Annotated in this window: 27 protein-coding genes; 13 read left to right on the top strand and 14 right to left on the bottom strand. The window is 44.3% G+C overall.

The window, feature by feature from the left end:
• Window positions 1–4 precede the first annotated feature (4 nt).
• From mglC to leuA, 3 genes are all read left to right on the top strand, one after another.
• On the top strand, window positions 5–1,015 hold the full coding sequence (gene mglC / locus ACVFI8_RS12860; protein ID WP_457871531.1) for a galactose/methyl galactoside ABC transporter permease MglC: 1,011 nt from the start codon (window positions 5–7) through the stop codon (window positions 1,013–1,015).
• Between the two features lie 101 nt (window positions 1,016–1,116).
• A complete protein-coding gene (locus ACVFI8_RS12855; RefSeq protein WP_457871530.1) occupies window positions 1,117–2,853 on the top strand; it encodes a methyl-accepting chemotaxis protein in 1,737 nt (578 codons plus the stop codon).
• A gap of 349 nt (window positions 2,854–3,202) precedes the next feature.
• Complete coding sequence (gene leuA / locus ACVFI8_RS12850; RefSeq protein WP_457871529.1) at window positions 3,203–4,876, top strand: 2-isopropylmalate synthase; 1,674 nt, start codon at window positions 3,203–3,205, stop codon at window positions 4,874–4,876.
• 48 nt (window positions 4,877–4,924) lie between these two features.
• On the opposite strand, the gene ACVFI8_RS12845 is transcribed toward leuA, so the two are convergent.
• Together ACVFI8_RS12845 and ACVFI8_RS12840 are read right to left on the bottom strand one after the other, a co-directional pair.
• Entirely contained in the window at window positions 4,925–5,404 is a 480-nt protein-coding gene (locus ACVFI8_RS12845; protein WP_457871528.1) for an FKBP-type peptidyl-prolyl cis-trans isomerase, read from the bottom strand.
• A 95-nt stretch (window positions 5,405–5,499) separates the two neighbouring features.
• Window positions 5,500–5,691 (bottom strand): hypothetical protein, encoded by a 192-nt coding sequence (locus ACVFI8_RS12840; RefSeq protein WP_457871527.1) that lies wholly within the window; start codon window positions 5,689–5,691, stop codon window positions 5,500–5,502.
• A gap of 263 nt (window positions 5,692–5,954) precedes the next feature.
• Here ACVFI8_RS12840 and ACVFI8_RS12835 point away from each other — a divergent pair, with 263 nt between their 5' ends.
• Window positions 5,955–6,386 carry a hypothetical protein gene (locus ACVFI8_RS12835; RefSeq protein ID WP_248713094.1) on the top strand — a complete coding sequence of 144 codons (432 nt, stop codon included), beginning with the start codon at window positions 5,955–5,957 and terminating at the stop codon, window positions 6,384–6,386.
• Here the strand turns inward: ACVFI8_RS12835 and ACVFI8_RS12830 are convergent.
• The 3 genes from ACVFI8_RS12830 to ACVFI8_RS12820 form a co-directional block, all read right to left on the bottom strand.
• Window positions 6,383–6,757 carry a sirohydrochlorin chelatase gene (locus ACVFI8_RS12830; RefSeq protein WP_256469393.1) on the bottom strand — a complete coding sequence of 125 codons (375 nt, stop codon included), beginning with the start codon at window positions 6,755–6,757 and terminating at the stop codon, window positions 6,383–6,385. The two genes, ACVFI8_RS12835 and ACVFI8_RS12830, sit on opposite strands and share 4 nt — an antisense overlap.
• Before the next feature lie 133 nt (window positions 6,758–6,890).
• Entirely contained in the window at window positions 6,891–7,163 is a 273-nt protein-coding gene (gene hupA / locus ACVFI8_RS12825; RefSeq protein WP_248713096.1) for a nucleoid-associated protein HU-alpha, read from the bottom strand.
• A gap of 167 nt (window positions 7,164–7,330) precedes the next feature.
• Window positions 7,331–7,915, bottom strand: a complete 585-nt coding sequence (locus ACVFI8_RS12820; RefSeq protein WP_457871526.1) for a YjaG family protein — start codon at window positions 7,913–7,915, stop codon at window positions 7,331–7,333.
• Between the two features lie 119 nt (window positions 7,916–8,034).
• On the opposite strand from ACVFI8_RS12820, the gene ACVFI8_RS12815 reads away from it, so the two are divergent.
• Complete coding sequence (locus ACVFI8_RS12815) at window positions 8,035–8,967, top strand: D-2-hydroxyacid dehydrogenase (RefSeq protein ID WP_457871525.1); 933 nt, start codon at window positions 8,035–8,037, stop codon at window positions 8,965–8,967.
• A gap of 67 nt (window positions 8,968–9,034) precedes the next feature.
• On the opposite strand, the gene ACVFI8_RS12810 is transcribed toward ACVFI8_RS12815, so the two are convergent.
• Window positions 9,035–9,271 (bottom strand): TIGR02922 family protein, encoded by a 237-nt coding sequence (locus ACVFI8_RS12810; protein WP_248713099.1) that lies wholly within the window; start codon window positions 9,269–9,271, stop codon window positions 9,035–9,037.
• Between the two features lie 237 nt (window positions 9,272–9,508).
• Here ACVFI8_RS12810 and ACVFI8_RS12805 point away from each other — a divergent pair, with 237 nt between their 5' ends.
• Window positions 9,509–9,721, top strand: a complete 213-nt coding sequence (locus tag ACVFI8_RS12805) for a DUF4177 domain-containing protein (RefSeq protein WP_248713100.1) — start codon at window positions 9,509–9,511, stop codon at window positions 9,719–9,721.
• A gap of 6 nt (window positions 9,722–9,727) precedes the next feature.
• Window positions 9,728–10,111, top strand: a complete 384-nt coding sequence (locus ACVFI8_RS12800; RefSeq protein WP_457871524.1) for a TM2 domain-containing protein — start codon at window positions 9,728–9,730, stop codon at window positions 10,109–10,111.
• Here the strand turns inward: ACVFI8_RS12800 and ACVFI8_RS12795 are convergent.
• From ACVFI8_RS12795 to nudC, 6 genes are all read right to left on the bottom strand, one after another.
• Window positions 10,108–10,281, bottom strand: a complete 174-nt coding sequence (locus ACVFI8_RS12795; protein ID WP_248713102.1) for a PLD nuclease N-terminal domain-containing protein — start codon at window positions 10,279–10,281, stop codon at window positions 10,108–10,110. The genes ACVFI8_RS12800 and ACVFI8_RS12795 overlap by 4 nt on opposite strands.
• Window positions 10,282–10,311: 30 nt before the next feature.
• Window positions 10,312–10,632: a hypothetical protein gene (locus ACVFI8_RS12790; protein WP_248713103.1), complete on the bottom strand. Its 321-nt coding sequence runs from the start codon at window positions 10,630–10,632 to the stop codon at window positions 10,312–10,314.
• A 10-nt stretch (window positions 10,633–10,642) separates the two neighbouring features.
• Window positions 10,643–11,428 carry a sulfite exporter TauE/SafE family protein gene (locus ACVFI8_RS12785; protein WP_457871523.1) on the bottom strand — a complete coding sequence of 262 codons (786 nt, stop codon included), beginning with the start codon at window positions 11,426–11,428 and terminating at the stop codon, window positions 10,643–10,645.
• A 20-nt stretch (window positions 11,429–11,448) separates the two neighbouring features.
• Window positions 11,449–11,631, bottom strand: a complete 183-nt coding sequence (locus tag ACVFI8_RS12780; RefSeq protein WP_457871522.1) for a hypothetical protein — start codon at window positions 11,629–11,631, stop codon at window positions 11,449–11,451.
• Window positions 11,632–11,798: 167 nt separating this feature from the next.
• Window positions 11,799–12,863 carry a uroporphyrinogen decarboxylase gene (gene hemE / locus ACVFI8_RS12775; RefSeq protein ID WP_457871521.1) on the bottom strand — a complete coding sequence of 355 codons (1,065 nt, stop codon included), beginning with the start codon at window positions 12,861–12,863 and terminating at the stop codon, window positions 11,799–11,801.
• 107 nt (window positions 12,864–12,970) lie between these two features.
• On the bottom strand, window positions 12,971–13,762 hold the full coding sequence (nudC, locus tag ACVFI8_RS12770) for an NAD(+) diphosphatase (protein ID WP_457871520.1): 792 nt from the start codon (window positions 13,760–13,762) through the stop codon (window positions 12,971–12,973).
• 187 nt (window positions 13,763–13,949) lie between these two features.
• Between nudC and rsd the strand changes: the two genes are divergently transcribed.
• Window positions 13,950–14,429, top strand: coding sequence for a sigma D regulator (rsd, locus tag ACVFI8_RS12765; protein WP_248713108.1), 480 nt, complete (start codon window positions 13,950–13,952; stop codon window positions 14,427–14,429).
• Window positions 14,430–14,548: 119 nt separating this feature from the next.
• Here the strand turns inward: rsd and fkpA are convergent, their stop codons facing one another.
• Window positions 14,549–15,316, bottom strand: a complete 768-nt coding sequence (fkpA, locus tag ACVFI8_RS12760) for an FKBP-type peptidyl-prolyl cis-trans isomerase (RefSeq protein WP_248713109.1) — start codon at window positions 15,314–15,316, stop codon at window positions 14,549–14,551.
• Window positions 15,317–15,462: 146 nt separating this feature from the next.
• Here fkpA and ACVFI8_RS12755 point away from each other — a divergent pair, with 146 nt between their 5' ends.
• The 4 genes from ACVFI8_RS12755 to ACVFI8_RS12740 are packed head-to-tail and all read left to right on the top strand — an operon-like array spanning window position 15,463 to window position 17,663.
• The gene (locus ACVFI8_RS12755) at window positions 15,463–16,440 is read left to right on the top strand and encodes a WD40 repeat domain-containing protein (protein WP_457871519.1); all 978 of its coding nucleotides are present in this window, start codon (window positions 15,463–15,465) and stop codon (window positions 16,438–16,440) included.
• Window positions 16,441–16,444: 4 nt separating this feature from the next.
• Window positions 16,445–16,666 (top strand): SlyX family protein, encoded by a 222-nt coding sequence (locus ACVFI8_RS12750; RefSeq protein ID WP_248713111.1) that lies wholly within the window; start codon window positions 16,445–16,447, stop codon window positions 16,664–16,666.
• Window positions 16,667–16,687: 21 nt separating this feature from the next.
• On the top strand, window positions 16,688–17,185 hold the full coding sequence (locus ACVFI8_RS12745; protein ID WP_457871518.1) for an N-acetyltransferase family protein: 498 nt from the start codon (window positions 16,688–16,690) through the stop codon (window positions 17,183–17,185).
• A 34-nt stretch (window positions 17,186–17,219) separates the two neighbouring features.
• A complete protein-coding gene (locus tag ACVFI8_RS12740) occupies window positions 17,220–17,663 on the top strand; it encodes a GNAT family N-acetyltransferase (RefSeq protein WP_457871517.1) in 444 nt (147 codons plus the stop codon).
• Here ACVFI8_RS12740 and ACVFI8_RS12735 read toward each other — a convergent pair whose 3' ends face one another.
• Window positions 17,664–17,861 carry a YheV family putative zinc ribbon protein gene (locus tag ACVFI8_RS12735; RefSeq protein ID WP_248713114.1) on the bottom strand — a complete coding sequence of 66 codons (198 nt, stop codon included), beginning with the start codon at window positions 17,859–17,861 and terminating at the stop codon, window positions 17,664–17,666. It abuts the gene before it with no gap.
• A 101-nt stretch (window positions 17,862–17,962) separates the two neighbouring features.
• Between ACVFI8_RS12735 and ACVFI8_RS12730 the strand changes: the two genes are divergently transcribed.
• On the top strand, window positions 17,963–19,885 hold the full coding sequence (locus tag ACVFI8_RS12730) for an ABC transporter ATP-binding protein (RefSeq protein ID WP_248713115.1): 1,923 nt from the start codon (window positions 17,963–17,965) through the stop codon (window positions 19,883–19,885).
• The last annotated feature ends 46 nt before the right edge of the window (window positions 19,886–19,931 follow it).

Below are 19,931 nucleotides of genomic sequence, written 5' to 3'. Positions count from 1 at the left end.
GTTAATGGATACACTAAAACGGCTCAGCATGATGCGCTACCTAAAAGAAGGTGGTATTTATGCAGTTCTATTTATCTTGCTGGCGATCATTGTTATTCAAGAACCCTCGTTCTTGAGTTTAAGAAACCTTAGCAACATCCTGACCCAAAGCTCAGTGCGAATTATTATCGCACTAGGTGTTGCAGGCCTAATTGTTACTCAAGGTACCGATTTATCTGCTGGCCGTCAGGTGGGTTTAGCAGCGGTATTATCGGCTACCTTGCTGCAAGCAGCAGACAACGTGAATAAAGTATTCCCATCGATTAGTGATGTGCCTATTTTTGCTGTGATAATTGCGGTATGTGCCGTTGGGGCCTTAATAGGTCTAATTAACGGCATTATTGTCGCCTACTTAAAGGTGACACCGTTTATTGCTACGCTCGGTTCAATGATTATGGTGTATGGGGTTAACTCACTTTACTTTGATTCGGTAGGGGCCTCCCCCATTGCTGGATTCGATGAGCGCTTCTCAGAGTTTGCCCAGGGTTTCATTCGTATCGGTGATTTCAGGCTATCCTACATCACCTTTTATGCGGTGATCGCCACCATTTTAGTATGGATAATGTGGAACAAAACGGTCTTTGGTAAAAACATCTTTGCTATTGGTGGTAACCCTGAAGCGGCCAAGGTGTCTGGCGTAAACGTGCCTGTCACTTTACTTAAAATTTATGCCTTGTCGGGAGTATTTTATGCTTTCGGTGGAATGTTAGAAGCGGGCCGTATTGGTAGTGCGACTAATAACCTGGGCTTTATGTACGAGCTTGACGCCATTGCCGCCTGTGTGGTGGGAGGCGTGTCATTTGCTGGCGGTGTGGGCAGTGTAATTGGCGTGGTTACTGGTGTGCTAATCTTCACCGTCATTAACTACGGCATGACTTATATTGGTGTAAGCCCATATTGGCAATACATTATTAAAGGCGGCATTATTATCTTTGCGGTAGCCCTCGATTCGATGAAATACGCTAACAAAAAGTAAAAATACATGCTTTTTTAGGGCCTTAATTGGCCCTTTTTGCATTTCATCACAACAATTACTCTACAAAGAATATACAAATAATAAAAAACAAGGGGTAAGGCATGCTTTCATTTAAGGGAAAAATCTTCTCTCTTTTTATTTTCATTATTCTACTTTCGGTTTCTGCATCTTACTTTAGCGTTAACTATTTCATCAGTACTTATATTTATGAGTCTGAGGTAAAGAATGTTAACCAGCAACTCAATTTGCTAAGAGACAAAGTATCGGGTGATATTCGCAATAAAGTATTACTCGCTCAAAACCTTGATACTGGCTCAGCCAGCTTAGATGAGCTGCAAGAAAGCTCAGGTTTCTTCAAGATCTACAAAATTATTCAGGGTATTGTGTTTTCCGATAACGGCACCATTAATGACGAACAAGTAAAAAACTCCCTGCTTAATCTTGTTGCCGAGGCAGGCCAAGGTGTCAAAGTCAGTAATATTCAAATGATCGACAACCACGCGATTATTACCGTCACCATTGCGGGAGCAGGTGGCAGAGCGAATATATTTTTCATCAACTTAGACGATATTAGTGCTTTATTGGCAGATGCTTCGAGTGATCGTATCTTTCTCGAGTTATCCGACCCAACCGGAACTCAGTTATTCTCAAGCAAAATTGAGGGTGACTTAATTGAAGTGCCAATGCAGGTCGATTTGGCGGGTCAAGCTTGGCAACTCAATGCCTTTATCAATGAAGACTCTATCGCGGCTGATACCAGCAGTATTAACCGCTCGATTACCATTGCGCTGATCATTTCAGGCGCTCTAATCGTAGCGCTGAGCATTGTATCAATCATCATCGCTTATCGCCCCATTACCAGCTTACGTGATGTTGTGACAGATTTAGCCAGTGGTGAAGGAGACTTAACACGACGCTTAGCAGTTAACAGTAAGGATGAGTTAGGTCAAATTGCCAAGGCGATTAACCAGTTCACTCAAAGCTTGCAAAGCATCATGCTAGAAATTTTGGGTTCAACCAAAGATCTCGATAAGGGGATGAATGAGATTACTCAGCAAACTGGCCAAAACCAAGAATTGTTAGCCTCCCACGTCCGCGAAACAGAGCAGGCCATCGCCGCTATCACCGAGATGAGTGCCACTGCTGACTCAGTCGCAGAAAGCGCATTAACTGCCGCTCAACTTACTGAGCAATCGTCCAGTGATGCCGATACTTGCAAGCAACAAGTTAATGAGTCGGTGAACACTGCCAATGCGCTAATTGAAGAAGTGGAGCACATGTCTTCAACCATAAACACCTTAAACCAAGATATCGGCAAGATTGGCGGAGTACTGAGTGTTATAGGAGGCATTGCCGAACAAACCAACTTGTTAGCACTGAATGCGGCAATTGAAGCCGCTAGGGCTGGCGAGCAAGGACGCGGCTTTGCGGTTGTAGCAGATGAAGTAAGAGCCTTGGCCGACCAAACCCAAAAAAGTACCAAAGAAATTAATGAAATGCTGCAGCGTTTACAAACCGGTACCAGCTCGGTAGTAGCCGCAATGGAAAGCACTAAAGATGGCTGTCATAAATCTGCCAATGCCACCGCAAATAGCACGGAATCTTTAGATGCGATGAGCCATTCGATTGGCGAAATTGCGGCGCTAAATACACAAATAGCGACTGCTGCGGAACAACAAAGCGTAGTGACCAATGAAATTACGCGCAACATGGTGTCGATACAAGAAATGGTGATGAACCTTGAACAAAACGGCAACACCATTAATCAAAGTGTTGCTGACTTGTCGACAACCAAGGGGCAACTGACCAAAGTGGTAGAGCACTTTAAATTAGCGTAAATCTGATCAACCAATGCCTTTAACGCCGTCGACGCTTAGCTAAGTACTTGATGAACTTAAAGGCATTTCATTTGCCCCCCCCAAAATCATCCCCACCACAAGCAATTATTGCTTGTTATAGCAATATATTGGCACAACCAACCACCAATCAAACCTAATAAGTCACATATAGCAACACATCACTCAATATTGTTACTTATACTGTTACCAAGTAACGATTAACGAGTAAAACCTATGGACTTCCCCCTACATCATCATCGATTAAGCTACAGCCAGCGCATTAATAGCCAAGCGCTGGCTGCAAAAATGGCTTCACCTTTTGCCTAAAACTAAACTGTAGGGACCTTTTATGTCAGCTTTTACTCACCAAAAATATCAAGCCTTTCCCCCTGTTCAGCTTGCCCAAAGAACTTGGCCGAACAATACCATTACCCACGCCCCGCAATGGTGTAGCGTTGACCTTAGAGATGGCAACCAGGCACTCATCGAGCCGATGTCTGTAGAGCAGAAAAAAGCCTTGTTTGCGCTGTTAATAAAGCTAGGTTTTAAGCAAATCGAAGTTGGCTTTCCTGCTGCATCAACCACTGACTTTGACTTTGTTCGCTGGTTGATCGAAACAGAGCAAATTCCTGATGATGTGTCTATTCAAGTATTAACTCAGGCTCGCCCCGCCTTGATAGCCCGAACGTTTGAAGCCGTTTCTGGGGCTAAGAATGCGATCGTTCATTTGTATAACTCCACCTCTCGGGTACAGCGCGAGAAAGTATTCAAACTCGATAAAGCCGGTATTATCGACATCGCTGTGCAAGGCGCTAAAGAGCTGCAACAACACGCGTTACGCTACCCCGATACTAACTGGCAATTTCAATACTCGCCCGAGAGTTTCACCGGTACTGAGTTAGATTTTTCCGTGGATATTTGCAACGCAGTGGTGGCCCAATGGCGCCCTCATGCAAGCAAAAAAATCATATTGAACCTACCTGCTACGGTAGAAATGTCGACCCCTAATGTTTACGCGGATCAAATAGAGTGGTTCATCCAGCATATTGATCATCGCGAAGACATTATTATTAGTCAGCATACCCATAACGACCGAGGTTGTGGCATCGCCGCTGCAGAGTTAGGTCAGCTAGCTGGTGCAGACCGAGTAGAAGGCACCTTGTTAGGTAACGGTGAACGCACCGGCAACATGGATATCGTCACCATGGCCATGAACCTATATAGCCAGGGTATTGACCCAAAACTAGATTTAGCAAATGTAGATGAAATTGTGCAAGTCGTGAAATACTGTACTCAATTGCCTGTACATCCGCGTCATCCCTATGTTGGAGAACTGGTGTTTACCGCCTTTTCTGGCAGTCACCAGGATGCGATTAAAAAGTGCTTAGATTTGCAGCGTGAAGGCTCAGCTTGGGATGTCGCTTATCTGCCTATCGACCCGGCAGATTTAGGCCGTGATTATCAGGAAGTGATCCGCATTAACAGCCAATCGGGCAAAGGCGGTATTTCTTATATCCTTGATAGGGATTATGGCATTCAGCTACCGCGTTGGGCACTTATCGAGTTTAGCGCGATCGTACAAAAGGATGCTGAACATAGTGGTGAAGAAATTAGCCCGAATAAAATATGGACGTTATTCCAACAACACTACTTGAGTCAAACCAAGGGCTATCAACTTGGTCATTATCAAGTTAATTACCAACAGCAAGAACATATTCAAATAAGCTTACAGCACCCTGAGCAGCCTTGTAAGATAGAAGCCTTTGGCAACGGAGCGTTAGCCGCTTTTGTCAACGGTTTGAAACAACAATTTGAATTAGATATTGAGGTCGTCGATTACAGTGAACACGCCCTAAGCAAAGGCGCAGAAGCCGAAGCAGTATGTTACATCCATGCAAAAATTGCCGGGCAGCGTTACCTTGGCGTGGCTATCGATAAAGATATATTGACCGCAAGCCTTAAAGCGATGTTGTGTGCGGTAAACCAAGAGTTAACGGCATTGGGGGCTGAAGCGGAAGCTTAATAACTGTACTATCCGCGCTCACCTAGCGCGGATAGTATTAATGCTGTTTTAGTGCTGATGACCACCAGCTCCATGGGCATGACCATGAGCTAACTCTTCTTCAGTAGCAGCACGAGCCTCTACCACCTTGATAGCAAAATCTAGATGTTTACCCGCATAAGGGTGATTAGTATCAATGGTTGCCATAAACTTACCCACTTTTAGTACCGTAACTTGGCGCGGGCCTTGTTCTGTTTGAACAACCGCTGGCATGCCCGCTTTCCAACGCTTAGCACCTTGCAAATGTTTAACAGAGATACGTTCTACTGCTTCTTCATTGCGAACGCCATAAGCTTGCTCTGGAGGCAGGCTTAAGTTAACCAGGTCACCGGCTTCTTTGCCTTCTAAACCCGCTTCAATGGCAGGGATCATGGCATTATGGCCGTGCAAATACGCCACCGCGTCTTTTTCAGTGGCTTCCAGCTGCTCACCACCGGTTTCATGCAGGGTATATTCAAATCGAACGACACAGTCTTTTGCGACTTTCATTGTATTATCTCAAGATAGAATTGTTGCCACACTACAGCAGAATAGCGAGACTTTGCCAAGTACCCGCCTACATAATTAGCCGCAAACGGATGTTTTTAGCTCAAGCATTGAAAAATGGTAAGAGAGTTGAGGGCTCTAGACTCCTCAATATTGGCGTCTAAATGGGCTGCAGCCTTAGTGGTAACGTTTACACTTCCATCAATTTTTGTCAGTGCATTACGCCTATTACGGCGGCGCCTGGTAGGTAATAGTGATAATTCAGCTTCCTTTAAATGATAGTCTTGCATGCTTACTCCCTTAGGCCATTTTCGCTTGGTAAAAATGAATACTAAACGCTCAGACTATCCTAAGTCGCCTCTAGCGACAGCCCCGACTTTAGTCTTAAAAGCCCACCAGCCCCTCATCAGACAAATAAAATTATCAATTCATTTTTCACATACCTGAAATAACCTAAGCGCTATTGCCCGACATCATGAAAACGGTCAATATTCCAGCATAAGATTAAACATCCACAGTCTACAGGGAGGTAGGAATAGAGAGAGAGTAGTTAATGACATTAAACAATTCCGTAGACTTAACCCCTTCAAGCGATACGATCAGCCATGCATCAATGGCATTGATGGAACACCTGTTCTCTCTACAGGCTCTCCCAGAGCAAACGCATATTAACGAGCTGGCGGCACTGAACCGTAATTTACATCACAGTGACCCTCTCAAGCAGTTAGCCTTACTGCGTGAAACGGCTGAGCGCTTACAACTGTTCAAAAACTTTGAGCCAAGCTCTTGGTTTGTGCAAGAAGGTGGGGACTATTTATATAGACCCGAATTATTACGCAATGCGCCACTCACCAAAGTGATTTTGTTACTCAAAGAAACCCTCGCTTACCGTAACTGGGCTGGGTTGCTACAAGTAGCGCATCCACACTACTTACCCCAGCTACTGGCCCGTTTGAGTGAGTTCTCTTCGAGCAGCACTAACTAAAGTTGCTTACAGATAAAATCAGCGAGACCGGGAAAACCACCCAAATGCTGAATCAGTTTAATCTGCAAGTCATTGTGCGCGCTGTGTGCTTGCTCTACGATGCGCGGAAGATCGTTCACCACATGGGTTCCTTCCGCTAAAAAATGAGGATATAGGGTAATATCTCTAACCCCTGCTTGATAACACTCTTCTATGGTTGTCGATATTGAAGGTTCAACCAACTCTAAAAATGCGGCATGTACATGTTGATAATCGGTGAGTTGCTTGGCCATTTGGGCCGCAAGAGTGACCACTTCTTGGTTTGACTGAACGCGACGGCTTCCATGAGCCACAACCAGTAAAGCTTTCATTGTATTCCTTGAATAAAGTATTGTTCTCAGACTTACGCAACTAACACTAGGTTAGATTAAGTCTATGAGCATTTATATTACAGAGTGAGAGGAGAAATAGAACAACGGGGGGAAGGAAGTATTTAGCCCTCGTAGACGAGGGCTAAATAAGACACTATTTTACAGCATCTTTTAGCGCTTTACCGGCTACGAAAGCAGGTACATTAGCAGCAGCAATTTGAATCTCAGCACCCGTCTGAGGATTGCGACCAGTGCGTGCTGCACGGTGGTTAACTTTAAATGTACCAAAACCGATTAGCTGAACTTGGTCGCCATCTTTAAGTGCGCCAGTGACCGCACCTAAAGTTGTTTCCAATGCCAATTTTGCTTGAGCTTTTGAAAGATCAGCTTTTTCTGCAATAGCGTCAATGAGTTCAGTTTTATTCATAGTGTCTAAATCCTTTAATGTTCGTTTAAATAATCCAGCTTCACTTTAAGAGAAAAAAAAACCCCACGCAAAGAGTTTTTCCCGTTTAGAGCCTTGATTGGCGGGGCTTTAACCAATTTATGCGTAAACAGTCACAAAATCACAGCTTATTAGTGATTGTTTATGGCTTAGCTGGCGTCCAAACAAATACCTAAGTTGCTTACTCCTTGGTTTACGGCGAGAGCTTTTAAGGCCTGGATGCCGTTTTTATCCGCCGCTAAGCTATCAATAGCGTCTAGCAACGTCGTTTGAAACTCTAGCTCATGTTGCACCAATTCTTGCTGCATCACTTGCTCGTCAGTCAGCTCACCATACTGCAACTCCAGCATGCCTAAAACGCTCGCTAACGAGGTTTGACTTGCTTGCTCCGCTTCTTGTCCAGTAGGCTCAAGTAAACTGGCAAACAAACACTCAGCCACTACACAGCAATCAAGGGCAGGATAGACGCCATACATATCATATTGTTGGGGATCTGGAATTAAGTCTTCAAAGCGCTCTCTTTGAATGGCAAAGTTGATCTTATTTTGCGGAAATAATGTTTTTTCCCAGAATAAGGCCATCAGCTTATTAAAATCTGCTTGATGGTCTAATTCGACGGCTTGGCAAAACAATAAGTAATTGGGTGACATTCTTTGCAATAAGGCTAAACAATATAGCGCCTGTTGGCTGTTCGATAATTTGGCTAAACGGTCTATATCACAAGGGGTAAGCATTGGTTGCTCCACGCTAAACAAAACAATTAAACTAATTCTAGTTACCCGCGAAGCTTAACATCTGCTTGGCCTGTTCGTTAAGCCCTGGGCGGGTACTAAACCATTATATGAGGTAATAAATGAACATTTGCATAGTGAACCCCGAGGCTAATTTCTACTATGACGCCTTAAGCCAACGTTTCCCTCAGTTTTGCTGGCACTATGCATTACAAGCCAAAGACCTTTCACCCCAAGCTAAGCTCAGTCAAGTGCTACTTGCTAGCCCCTCTGAGGCCGCACAGCTAATTAGCGAAATGCCAAATTTAGATTGGGTGCATTCTACGTTTGCAGGAATAGAACCTCTGTTAGCAGCTACACTGCCAAAGCACTATCAGCTGACCAACAGTAGAGACGTTTTTGGCCCTTTAATGAGCGAGTATGTGTTTTCGCATTTACTCAAACTAACTCAACAACATCAGGCCTATGCACAGCTACAACAACAGTGCTCATGGCAAGCGCTGGTTAATACTAGCCTACAGCAGCGCATTTTTTGTTGTATTGGTAGTGGCAACATAAGCCAGCATTTAGCAAAAACAGCCGCACATTTTGGTATGAGCCCCTTAGCGGTAAGCCTCAGTGGTCAAGCCAAACCAAGCTTTACACAAGTCGTCAGTATGGATAAACATCACTTATTGACTCAGCAAGCTGACGTCGTGGTGGCGGTGCTGCCTAATACCCCCCAGACCAGACATTTATTAAGCCATGATTTTTTTGAGCAATTGCGGCCCGATGTTATTTTTATTAATGTGGGACGTGGGGCCACCGTAGACCAAGCTGCTCTATTGGACTTTTTAAACACCCATCCTACAGCACAGGCCATTATTGATGTGACCAGCCCTGAGCCCTTACCTAAAGATCATCCACTTTGGTTGCAAAACAATTGCACAATCACCCCGCATATCGCAGCACCAAGCCGCGTAATAGACATTACTCGACTGTTTGCGGACAATCTTGCTACTTACAGTAAAGGGCTTGAATTGAGGGATAAGGTGGATTTTAGAAAGGGTTACTAGTGCCAAGTCAATCAGCAGCCGCGATTTATCTGCCATAAACCAATGCACAAGATAAAACGCGGTTCAGTTAATCATCGTCTTGATAGCTAATTTGCTTTTCCAGATCAAAGGCTGCAAATGCGCGGTCCCCTAAAGAGTTCAGCACTTTCACTTCCCCCTCTAAAATGGCGATAATAATTTTCCCCTCTTTATCTTCATTGGGGATAATTACCCGCCCTTTACTACTTTTGCATAAATCAGACAAAACCTGTTGTTGCAATAACAAAGGGTTATCTTCATCGTAGTAGAGCATTGTCACCTTCATAGAACCTCTTAAGTATTTGATTCATCAATAATAACTTTCAGCCTACAGGCACCGATACCTAGTCACTTCTTGTAGGTTAAATAAACTTTAACACCTTGTCATCGTTAACAAAATTGATAAACAATTTATCAACGCTATATTAAAGATAGCATAGCTTACTCGTTATAGAGCAACTATGGTTTTGTTTTTAAGCTTAGCTTATAGTCGACGTTTGAGCATTAAAATATAGAGAGCGTTATGGCGTATAAAGAGTATAAAGTGATTGCAATAACCGAAGGGGCATTAGGAACTCTATTTTTAGGGGCTTCGGGTATGCCCTTGCAAAAGGTTGAAGCCACGCTAAATAAAGAAGCCAGCCAAGGCTGGCAACTGGTTTTTCAGGTAATCGAAAACCGCCGTTTTTGGCTATTTTGGAGCCGTGAAACCGTAATAGTGACTTTGGGGCGTTAGTACTGAATGTTAAGCCGAGAGCAAATAGAAAATCAGCAAGAGCAGTTACGTCTTGAAATAAGACAGCTCCCAGATGAACAACGTAAGCAGTTCTATCGTTTGTGGGAGAAGCAGGTAAAAGATCCTGATAGCTATGCCGTACTAAACTATTTGCTGCTGGCAGGCTTACACCATTTCTACTTGACTAAGTGGCTACGCGGCAGTGTTAACTTGCTGGTTTCCGTATTCTCGCTGATATTGCTACTTAGTGGATTTTGGCAATGGGGAGTCGCTTTGTTAGTGCTGGTAACTGTAGTAGAACTACCAGCACTGTTTCGCTCGGAACTCACGGTGCTGGATTACAATAACCAAACCATGCGAGCCTTATTGGAACAACTAAAAAGTGGCTAGTTTTTAGGGCCTTTGATTAACCATAAAATCACACCCAGCATTGGTAATAAACAAATCAAAAATACCCATAAGTATTTGCGCCCGACTTCTGCACTGCTGTTTAATATTTTAACAATGGCATAAACATCACTGACGATGATCGCAAGTGCCAATAACAATGACAAAGACATTGTTTCTCCTAAATGTACCGAATAATAGGCTTATTCTAAATCAATTTGGCGACGTAGTTTTAACAAAATTTCATGGCGAGCTTTAGCATGTTCATTTTCAACCTGTCGACTCAATTGTTGAGTGGCCATGTCTATTTCAAAATACAGCCAACTGCGCACGAACACGCCGTAGCGTGTATCCAAGCCAAAGGCAATCAAGCGAGTGTAGTTTTGCTCAGGCGGATCTTGATAAAGTTGCTTACGTGATTCTATCAGTACCTCACCAAGCTCTTGCTCAGAAATGGAACTGGCAAACGCCATTGAACTCGCCAACCACGCCATCAATACACTAATAAGCAAACATTGTTTCATCACAAATCTCCTATTCACAGAGTAACTTAATCGCCATCACCAATAACAATAAGGCAAAGGCCTGTTTCAATCTTTTTGCTGGTAGACGATAAGCTAAGCGGCTGCCTAATCGAGCAAATATTGAACTGGTTAACACAATACCAAGCCAAGCAGGCATATAGACATAACCGATACTCCAAGCGGGTAGCTCAGCGGATCCCCAACCATTATAGATATAGGCAGCAGTGCCAAATATAGCGATGGGTAAACTACACACCGCCGATACGGCAACGGCTTTAGGCAGTGACACACCAAACCAACTAAGAACCGGAAAAGTAATCGTTCCTCCGCCAATGCCAAACATACTAGAAATGGTGCCAACAGCAGTACCAATCATGCCTGTTCCCCACGTGTTCGGCAGCTTGCGCTGGGCTTTAGGGATCCGGCCAAAAGCCATGTAAAGTGACATAACTAATAAGAAGCAGCCGAAATACCAAGTTAAATGTTCTGCATGCAATTGCGTGGCAATCCAAGCGCCTAGTATAGATCCAAACGCAATACCTAAGCCTAAACGATAGACAATAGACCAATCGATGGAGCCTCGGCAATAATGCGCGTAACTGGCGCTACTCGCGGTAACAATAATCGACGCTAATGAAGTCCCAATAGCAAGATGGATGGCAGATTCGCTGGCAAAACCCATGGCACCAAAACTACCAATTAATACTGGAACAATGACTAAACCACCACCAATGCCAAACAAGCCAGACATTAAACCAGCAACCGCGCCAATCATTAAAAAACTAACAAAGGTCACAACAGACTACAGCTCAACGATTATTTTGAATGATCAGTCTGCGTTAAGTACTGTTTTTTGGCAAGGCTTTCGCTTTCATCAGAAAATGAGTGATGTGACATATAGGGAAGAAAATGGGGCTCACCAATGCTTTTCAGCTTAAGGGTGACAACGGCAATCAGTACCAAGATAAGTACAATGCCTATTTGAGTCGGTGACTTCATAGTGACAAGCTCTCTGTTACGGCAATAATATGAACTTCATCCGTAAAGAGTTCTGAGGCACACTATACCAAAAAAGTGGTATAAATCGAGGATAAACGGAATAAATAACACGCATTGGGTGAATACGTGTTATTTAAATTTTAAATAGCTGAGTAATTTAAGTGTCTCTACTTATGGTAAGGAGCACTCAATTCATGGACAGCATCGATAAACGCACCCGCATGATCAGGGTTAACATCGGGATGAATACCATGGCCTAGGTTAAATACATGCCCACTACCTTGGCCAAACCCGGCCAAAATAGTGCCAACTTCTTCTCTGATTCTTTCTATCGGTGCGTACAGCATAGAAGGATCCATATTGCCCTGCAAAGCCACTTTATCGCCAACCCTTTTTTTCGCGTCAGCAATATTAATGGTCCAGTCTAAGCCCACCGCATCACAACCGGTGGCAGCAATTTGTTCTAACCACTGCCCGCCATTCTTCGTGAAGAGGGTCACTGGTACTGTTTGACCATTTACTTTGCGGGTTAAACCATCAACAATTTTGTGCATATAACGCAGCGAAAACTCGTTGTAATCACGCGGAGACAACACCCCACCCCAGGTATCAAATATCATCACTGACTGAGCACCAGCAGCGATTTGCGCATTCAAGTATAAGATGACCGAATCGGCCAACTTATCCAATAGTAAATGCAAGGTTTTCGGCTCTGCGAATGCCATTTTCTTCACTGCACTAAAAGACTTAGTGGTACCACCCTCAACCATATAAGTTGCTAAAGTCCAGGGACTACCAGAGAATCCAATCAGTGGTACGTCACCTTTTAGCTCTCTTTTAATGGTGCGAACCGCATTCATCACATAGCCCAGCTCCTGCTCAGGATCGGGGATAGGCAAGGCTTTCACTTGCGCTAAACAACTGAGAGGACGCTCAAATTTAGGACCTTCACCAGTAGAAAAATACAAGCCTAGTCCCATCGCATCGGGGATGGTTAAAATATCCGAAAACAGAATGGCTGCGTCTAAATTAAAGCGGCGCAAGGGCTGTAAAGTCACTTCACAAGCTAAGTCAGCATCTCTGCACACAGACATGAAATCGCCAGCATCGGCACGCACTGCACGATACTCAGGTAAATACCGTCCTGCTTGACGCATCATCCATACAGGTGTTGCATCAACAGGTTGCTTTAATAGTGCTCGTAAATAGCGATCGTTTTTCAGTTCCGACATTACCTTTCCGATTCCTCAAATAATTAGCTAGTGCATTGTAACTAGCTACTTAAACAACTCAAGCCTTATAAGCCAGCCAATCACGTTTAATCACACTGTTGTAAGCTTTATTCCGTTTGCTGGCTAAGCCAGTGATTAATCATATCTCGTGCAATCGTGCCAGGAGGTGGTAAGTGAGGTAAAACAGAGGCATCAAACCATTGAGCGTCAGCTAACTCCCGACGATCAATATTTATCTCTCCCTCGGCATAGTCTGCAAAATACGCTGCCATCAACGAGTGAGGGAATGCCCACGGTTGGCTTTTCCAATATTGCACGTTTTTAACTTTTAGACCGGTTTCTTCTCGCGTTTCTCGGTGAACGGTTTGTTCGAGCGTTTCCCCTGCTTCTACAAAACCAGCAATCGCTGTATAAATGGGCATATCTTGTTTTTGATGACGACGATGATTAGCCAACAACACTTTATTTCCGTCAGTAATTAATACGATAATACTGGGTGAGATCCTTGGGTAGGCTCTAAAACCACAATGGTCACATTGCATCGCCAGCTCCCAATCGACTCGCGCTAAGGCGTTACCACAACGACCGCAAAATTTATGGGTTTGTAGAAATAAGGCAAATTGCTGGGCTTTTCCGACTAAATTGAAAAGCGCCGCATTAAGTAAGGACATGGTGGTGCGTAATTCAAGCCACTCTCCCATGCCCATATCGACAACTTCAGGCAACTCGAGCCGCAGGCAGGCTTCGCCTTTATAACTAGCAAATCGTTCAGCCGCGCTAAAATCAAGCATCGGTACGGGTAGATCGTCTATGTCGCCATAAGGGATCCGCTCTCCTTGGGGAATCACTAATACTTGATTACCACAGGTAAAAAACCACCAGCCAAATTGTTTGGTCACACCACATCCTTTCTTTGCTACAAAGCTTGCTCAATTGATGAATAATGACCAAGCTTAAGCGACAGTACAAGCTTTTCACTATCAACAAATGTTTACCTAGCCCCCACTTAAACTAAATATCGGTTGACGAAAGCCCATATTTTATTTAGTTATAGAGGAAGCTTTAGTGATTTAGGAGCAAGAGCCAATGTTAAGCAAATTAGAGAAAGCTCAAGCTAAATGGGGTGGCGCTAGCCAAGTCATAGACGCTTGGTTACTCGCAAGAAAACAACTACTTATTGGCTACTGCGAGATGGCGGGCTTACCCCCTTACGATAGCGCCGAACGATCTTTACCGCCACTGGCTGAAATTACTCAATTTTGCCAAAAATTAGTCGATTACGCCTCTACTGGACACTTCGAAATTTACGAGCAAATTGTCAGCGAATGCGCCAGTGATGGTGATACCCTGCCTGGTGAAAAGCTATTACCGCAAATTACTGCCACCACTGACACGGCTTTAGCATTTAACGATAAATACGCCGAAGTGAGTGAAGATTTAGAACTAGCCAGTTTTGATCGGGACTTGTCTCAGTTGGGCCAAGAAATGGAAGAGCGCTTTGCCATTGAGGATGAATTACTTGATCACTTGTATCAGCATAGCCAGCAAAGTGCAGCGGCCGAATAAGCTATTTCCCTAATCACTATGTTTGATTAGAAGGTTGCTGGTGAATGATAGAAGCTAAACGACAAACAAAAACGCAGCGCCAAAGCGCTGCGTTTTTTTATTCACTCGAAAGCGATTAACTAGCTAGCGGGTTGCTCAGCAACTGGTGCGTCTGCTTTTTCAATTTCAATCAATTCAACTTCAAATACTAAGATAGAATTTGGTGGGATACTGCCCGCACCATTTTCACCATAGCCCAATTCTGATGGGATAAAGAACTTGTATTTAGCGCCTTTAGACATTAACTGTACGCCTTCCGTCCAACCTGGAATTACTCGGTTTAGCGGGAATGTAGCAGGTTCGCCACGATCGTATGAGCTATCAAAAGTCGTACCGTCTGTTAGGGTGCCTTTGTAATGAACTGTTACAGTATCTTCAGCACTTGGCATGTCGCCTTCAGCCGCTGTTAGCACTTCATATTGAAGGCCTGACTCTGTCACCATAACGCCTTCACGAGCGGCATTATCAGCTAAGTATTTGTCGCTTTCTGCTTTAGCAGCTGCGGCATCTTCAGTAGTTTTCTTCTCTACTAGAGTCGCTAACTTTTCATCTAAAGCTTTAAGGGCAGCTTGAATCTCATCTTCAGACATAGCCACGTCACCGGTTAAACCATCTTGCATACCTTTAAGAACTAATGCGTTATCTAATTCAAGGCCCAATTCTTTTTGCTGCTCTAGGGTTGTCGCAATATAGCGAGAAACCGAAGCACCAATGGCGTAAGCTTGCTGTTGATCTACATTTTCTAGGGCAACTTGAGCTGCCGCTGGAGCTTCAGCTTTTTCTTCCTGACAGCCAGTTACGGCAATAATCGAGGCGGCTAAAACCGACACGGCAAAAAACTTCTTCATTCATTTATCTCCAATTAGAGTCGCATTAATCTGTGGCCTAGTGTGCAGAACACTATGAATAATTAAACACTTAGCCAACAAAGCCCTTATACTAACCCTATTAGTCAACACAACCTAGTGACAGTTCCGTAAAAAAACGTAAAAAAATGACATTGTTTAAATTATTAGTAATTTTTAGCTTTTCTATTTTAGTTACGGCTTGTAGCGACGACTCAACGCCGAGCGTTAGTTGGCAACAAGCCACTGACGGCGCTTACGCAGCCACCTTGTCGACAGACGGAAGTCTAAGTTTGGTGTCATCAGTCCATCATGGCTTGAGCCTGTGGGATGTAAAACAACAACGTCAGTTGTTCCAATGGGATCATCAAAACCAAGCCAATAACCAAGTTTTTTTAGTCAAAATTGCTGAGGGTAACCGTTACGCAATTAGTGCTAGCCGCGATGACTTTGTGGTCTGGGATATCAACAATGGACAGGCTTTGGGCTATTGGACACTTGGCCAATCAAGCATTCGCGACATTGCATTATCAGAGAATGGGCAACAAGTCTTAATTGGCCTAAGTGAAGGCAAGGTTATTCATCTAGATTTGATGAGCGGGCGACGTTTAGAGTTTCTAGGCCATACCGAAAAAGTGAATGCCGTGGCATTGTCGGCCAACGGCCGCTACGCCTTAACTGGCGGCAACGATTACCAAGCACTATTTTGGGATACTCAAAGCGCTCAAGTGATTTTGCGTTTTCCTCATCAAGGACGAGTCACCATGGTGGCTCTTGAATCAAACGGCCAATACGCATTTACCGCAGACACGGGGAAGTTAGCCCGCATTTGGGCTATCCCAAGTGGTGAGCAAGTCAGCCAGCTAAAGCTTACCGCTCGGCAGAATATCTTCACCTATGTTAACTTTGCAAAACAAGGAGAATGGCTAATTACCGGATCTGCGGCGCGTAAACTCAGTCTATGGCATGTTAAAACAGGCCAAGCGCTACAGCATTGGTTAGTCACTCCCAAGCAAAAAACTCGGCCTAAAAGCGCGGTTGTGTATGCTGGAGCAATGCTTGATAATGACCAGCTAGTGAGCGCCAGCTCTAGCGGTTTAATTGAAGTATGGAACATAAAAAATTAGCAGTATGAATGATCAAGACCTAGCAAGCGTAATTGAACGCCTCGAAACCAAACTAGCCTTTCAAGAAGATACCATTGAGCAGCTAAACTTGGCTTTACAAAATCAACAAAATCAATTGGAAACCTTGCAACACCAATTCAAGCTAATTCGTCACAAACTCTTTGAAGGTGATGGCAGCGCTGCCGTAGCCCCACAAGAACAAGAAACGCCTCCTCCTCATTACTAACCCTTAGGTTTGAATTTAAGCATGTCTTTTCAATTTCGTTTAGCGCTAGAAAGTGACCTCCCCTGTATTGTTGACATCTACAATTCGATCATTGACTCGCGGCAAGTGACTGCCGACACCGAACCGCAAACGGTGACATCGCGCTTAACGTGGTTTAGACAACACCAAAATCCTCAACGCCCTTTATATGTAATAGAACAGCACGGAGAAACCATTGCTTGGTTGAGTTTTAGCGATTTTTACGGGCGCCCGGCATACCAGCACAGTGCTGAAATCAGCCTATACATAGCCGAAAACCAACGAGGAAAAGGTTTAGGTAAACGCTTATTAATGGCCGCCGAGCCCATGGCTAAAGCACTAGGTATAGAAATATTACTGGCTTTCATTTTTAGCCATAACACCCCCAGCTTGGTGTTATTCGACAAACTCGATTACAGCGTTTGGGGACAACTACCTAACGTAGCGAGAATGGACCAACAAGACTACAGCTTAACGATACTGGGTAAATCTCTCACTTAAGCTCAGATGAGCGAACCTGAAGACAATAAGCATTATGACCATTACTTACCACCACGGTTCGATAGCTGAACTGCTTGCTGTTGATGCCGCTATTCCAGAATTTGAGCGCCACAATACCGAGCAAGTGCTGAGCTCTCGGTTGACCGGTAAAAAGACGCTAATATTGATCGCTCGCGACAATAATCAGCCAATTGCCTACAAGCTTGGTTACCCACTTAACGCTCAAGTATTTTATAGTTGGTTAGGAGGCGTTGTCCCTGCCTACAGAAAACAAGGCATAGCGTCTGCTTTAAGAGAGCAGCAAGAACAGTGGGCGCTAACGGAGGGTTACCAGCAAATCAGTGTTAAGTCTATGAACCGTTATCCAGCAATGTTGCGCTTACTGATAGCCAGCGGCTACCAAATAGTGGGCTATGAAAACAACGGTAACAGTAACAACAGCAAAATTTGCTTTAGTAAATCGCTTAAGCAAAGCTAACTACGGTTTAAATAAACCAATAATATCTTGCTCTGCCGAAGGCTCTTGTTGCTTAGGTCGCTCGGCGTGATAGTCACAACTCACGCATTCGATATGCTCACTTTCTTGTTGAGCATGTTGCTCAACGATTAAGCGGATAGAATCTTGCTCTCCACACTCGGGGCATACAGCACCCGCGATAAAACGATGTCTTGCCATAGTTAACTCTACTTTGAATAGCCATGTTGCTATGCGACTTAGGCCGCATCGGGTATCATAGCGGCATTATTGCACACTTTTAGCAGCACATAGCAACAACCATGATCGTAGCCAACAATATTAGCCTGCAACGCGGCAGCAAATTTCTTTTAGAAGAAACCAACCTCACCATTCACCCTGGGCAAAAAGTAGGTTTAGTGGGCCAAAACGGTTGTGGTAAATCATCGTTATTTGCCTTGTTAAAAAATCAGCTGCATGTAGATGCGGGCAACTTAAGTGTGCCAAGTAAATGGGCCATATCCAGTGTTGCCCAAGAAACACCAGAGCTTAGCCGTAAGGCCATTGATTACGTGATTGATGGCGACCAAGAATTTCGCCAACTAGAGCACGATATCGCCGCCGCGGAAGACGCGGGCGAAGGTGAGCTTATAGCCACTCTCCATACTAAACTCGATACCATTGGCGGTTACCAAGTAAAAACCAAAGCCGCTGAACTGCTAGCAGGCTTGGGCTTTAGCGAAGCCGGTCAACAACAAAGCGTGAGTGATTTTTCTGGTGGTTGGCGGATGCGTTTAAACCTCGCGCAAGCTTTATTGGTTCGCTCAGATTTGTTACTGCTTGATGAGCCCACAAACCACTTAGACTTAGATACCGTAGTGTGGTTAGAGCAATGGCTTAAGCGCTATCCTGGTACGCTAATACTGATTTCACACGACCGCGATTTTCTAGACAATATTATTAATCGTATCGTGCATATTGAGAATCAAAAGCTCAACGAATACACCGGAGGCTATTCCGACTTTGAGCAAATGCGCGCGACGCAATTGGCTCAGCAGCAAGCGATGTTTGAAAAGCAGCAACGAGAGCGCGCCCATATGCAAAGCTTTGTCGACCGCTTTCGTTACAAAGCCAGTAAAGCCAAGCAAGCGCAAAGCCGTTTAAAAGCATTAGAAAAAATGGAAGTGATTAGCCAAGCGCACGTTGATTCGCAGTTTAGCTTTCACTTTAGAGAACCCGATAACTTGCCTCTACCGCTACTAACGATGGAAAAAGTCAGCGCTGGTTACGCTGATAAAACCATTCTTGAACAAGTGAAATTTAATTTAGTCCCTGGCAGCCGAATAGGCTTATTGGGGCGCAACGGAGCCGGTAAATCAACTTTTATTAAGCTGCTATCGGGTGAACTAAAAGCACTAGCAGGAAATGTTGAAATCAATAAAACCGCCAAAGTCGGTTATTTTGCTCAGCACCAATTAGAAACATTGCGTGCCGATGACACTCCCATGCAACACTTGCAGCGCATAGCGCCCAATACTACCGAAGCTGAACTACGTAAATATTTAGGAAGTTTTGGCTTTCAAGGAGATCAAGCATTAGAACCCGTTGCGCCGTTTAGTGGTGGTGAGAAAGCCCGCTTGGTGCTAGCCCTCGTGGTATGGGAGAAACCCAACTTATTGCTACTTGATGAACCTACCAACCACTTAGACTTAGAAATGCGCCACGCACTCACCTTAGCATTACAAGAATTTACTGGCGCAATGATCATCGTATCGCACGATCGCGCATTGTTACGTGCGACCACCGATGAATTTTACTTAGTAGACAGCCAGCGTGTATCACCATTTAACGGTGATTTAGACGATTATCAACAATGGTTAAGTCAAGCCAATCGGGCAGAAAACAGTAATGCCAATGGGGCTAGTGCTAACGCCAATTCTGTGGGGCTACGCAAGGAGCAAAAACGACGTGAAGCCGAGTTTAGGCAGCAAACTAAAGGCATTCGTAAAGAATTAGAAAGCTTAGAGAAACGCAGTGCCAAAGCCCAGCAAGCCCTCGAGAAAGTGGAACAAAAAATGGCGGAGCCAGAACTGTATGAGGCCGACAATAAAGCCCTACTTCAACAGTGTTTACAACAACAAGCTGAACTAAAAAGCGAACTTGAAGAAACTGAGCTAAGCTGGTTTGACTTGCAAGAGCAGCTCGAACAGCAGCAACAAGCTTTTGGCATTGAGCAAGCTGAATAAGTTTACTTGACCAAAACGTTTAGCCGAGTAATGCTACTAACAACAA

The organism is Agarivorans sp. MS3-6 (assembly GCF_054112545.1).
The sequence above is the reverse complement of the archived record's forward strand: the minus strand, read 5'-3'. Positions and strand labels throughout refer to the sequence as shown.

Coding starts and splice junctions, on each gene's coding strand:
- ACVFI8_RS12810 (WP_248713099.1), bottom strand. CDS start 9,271: ATGAAGGTGACAATGCTCTACTACGATGAAGATAACCCTTTGTTATTG.
- ACVFI8_RS12780 (WP_457871522.1), bottom strand. CDS start 11,631: ATGAAGTCACCGACTCAAATAGGCATTGTACTTATCTTGGTACTGATT.
- ACVFI8_RS12815 (WP_457871525.1), top strand. CDS start 8,035: ATGAACATTTGCATAGTGAACCCCGAGGCTAATTTCTACTATGACGCC.
- ACVFI8_RS12755 (WP_457871519.1), top strand. CDS start 15,463: ATGACATTGTTTAAATTATTAGTAATTTTTAGCTTTTCTATTTTAGTT.
- ACVFI8_RS12845 (WP_457871528.1), bottom strand. CDS start 5,404: ATGAAAGTCGCAAAAGACTGTGTCGTTCGATTTGAATATACCCTGCAT.
- ACVFI8_RS12730 (WP_248713115.1), top strand. CDS start 17,963: ATGATCGTAGCCAACAATATTAGCCTGCAACGCGGCAGCAAATTTCTT.
- ACVFI8_RS12800 (WP_457871524.1), top strand. CDS start 9,728: ATGTTAAGCCGAGAGCAAATAGAAAATCAGCAAGAGCAGTTACGTCTT.
- ACVFI8_RS12835 (WP_248713094.1), top strand. CDS start 5,955: ATGACATTAAACAATTCCGTAGACTTAACCCCTTCAAGCGATACGATC.
- ACVFI8_RS12745 (WP_457871518.1), top strand. CDS start 16,688: ATGTCTTTTCAATTTCGTTTAGCGCTAGAAAGTGACCTCCCCTGTATT.
- ACVFI8_RS12805 (WP_248713100.1), top strand. CDS start 9,509: ATGGCGTATAAAGAGTATAAAGTGATTGCAATAACCGAAGGGGCATTA.
- ACVFI8_RS12840 (WP_457871527.1), bottom strand. CDS start 5,691: ATGCAAGACTATCATTTAAAGGAAGCTGAATTATCACTATTACCTACC.
- leuA (WP_457871529.1), top strand. CDS start 3,203: ATGTCAGCTTTTACTCACCAAAAATATCAAGCCTTTCCCCCTGTTCAG.
- ACVFI8_RS12855 (WP_457871530.1), top strand. CDS start 1,117: ATGCTTTCATTTAAGGGAAAAATCTTCTCTCTTTTTATTTTCATTATT.
- rsd (WP_248713108.1), top strand. CDS start 13,950: ATGTTAAGCAAATTAGAGAAAGCTCAAGCTAAATGGGGTGGCGCTAGC.
- ACVFI8_RS12820 (WP_457871526.1), bottom strand. CDS start 7,915: ATGCTTACCCCTTGTGATATAGACCGTTTAGCCAAATTATCGAACAGC.
- ACVFI8_RS12750 (WP_248713111.1), top strand. CDS start 16,445: ATGAATGATCAAGACCTAGCAAGCGTAATTGAACGCCTCGAAACCAAA.
- mglC (WP_457871531.1), top strand. CDS start 5: ATGGATACACTAAAACGGCTCAGCATGATGCGCTACCTAAAAGAAGGT.
- ACVFI8_RS12795 (WP_248713102.1), bottom strand. CDS start 10,281: ATGTCTTTGTCATTGTTATTGGCACTTGCGATCATCGTCAGTGATGTT.
- ACVFI8_RS12735 (WP_248713114.1), bottom strand. CDS start 17,861: ATGGCAAGACATCGTTTTATCGCGGGTGCTGTATGCCCCGAGTGTGGA.
- hemE (WP_457871521.1), bottom strand. CDS start 12,863: ATGTCGGAACTGAAAAACGATCGCTATTTACGAGCACTATTAAAGCAA.
- fkpA (WP_248713109.1), bottom strand. CDS start 15,316: ATGAAGAAGTTTTTTGCCGTGTCGGTTTTAGCCGCCTCGATTATTGCC.
- hupA (WP_248713096.1), bottom strand. CDS start 7,163: ATGAATAAAACTGAACTCATTGACGCTATTGCAGAAAAAGCTGATCTT.
- ACVFI8_RS12740 (WP_457871517.1), top strand. CDS start 17,220: ATGACCATTACTTACCACCACGGTTCGATAGCTGAACTGCTTGCTGTT.
- ACVFI8_RS12790 (WP_248713103.1), bottom strand. CDS start 10,632: ATGAAACAATGTTTGCTTATTAGTGTATTGATGGCGTGGTTGGCGAGT.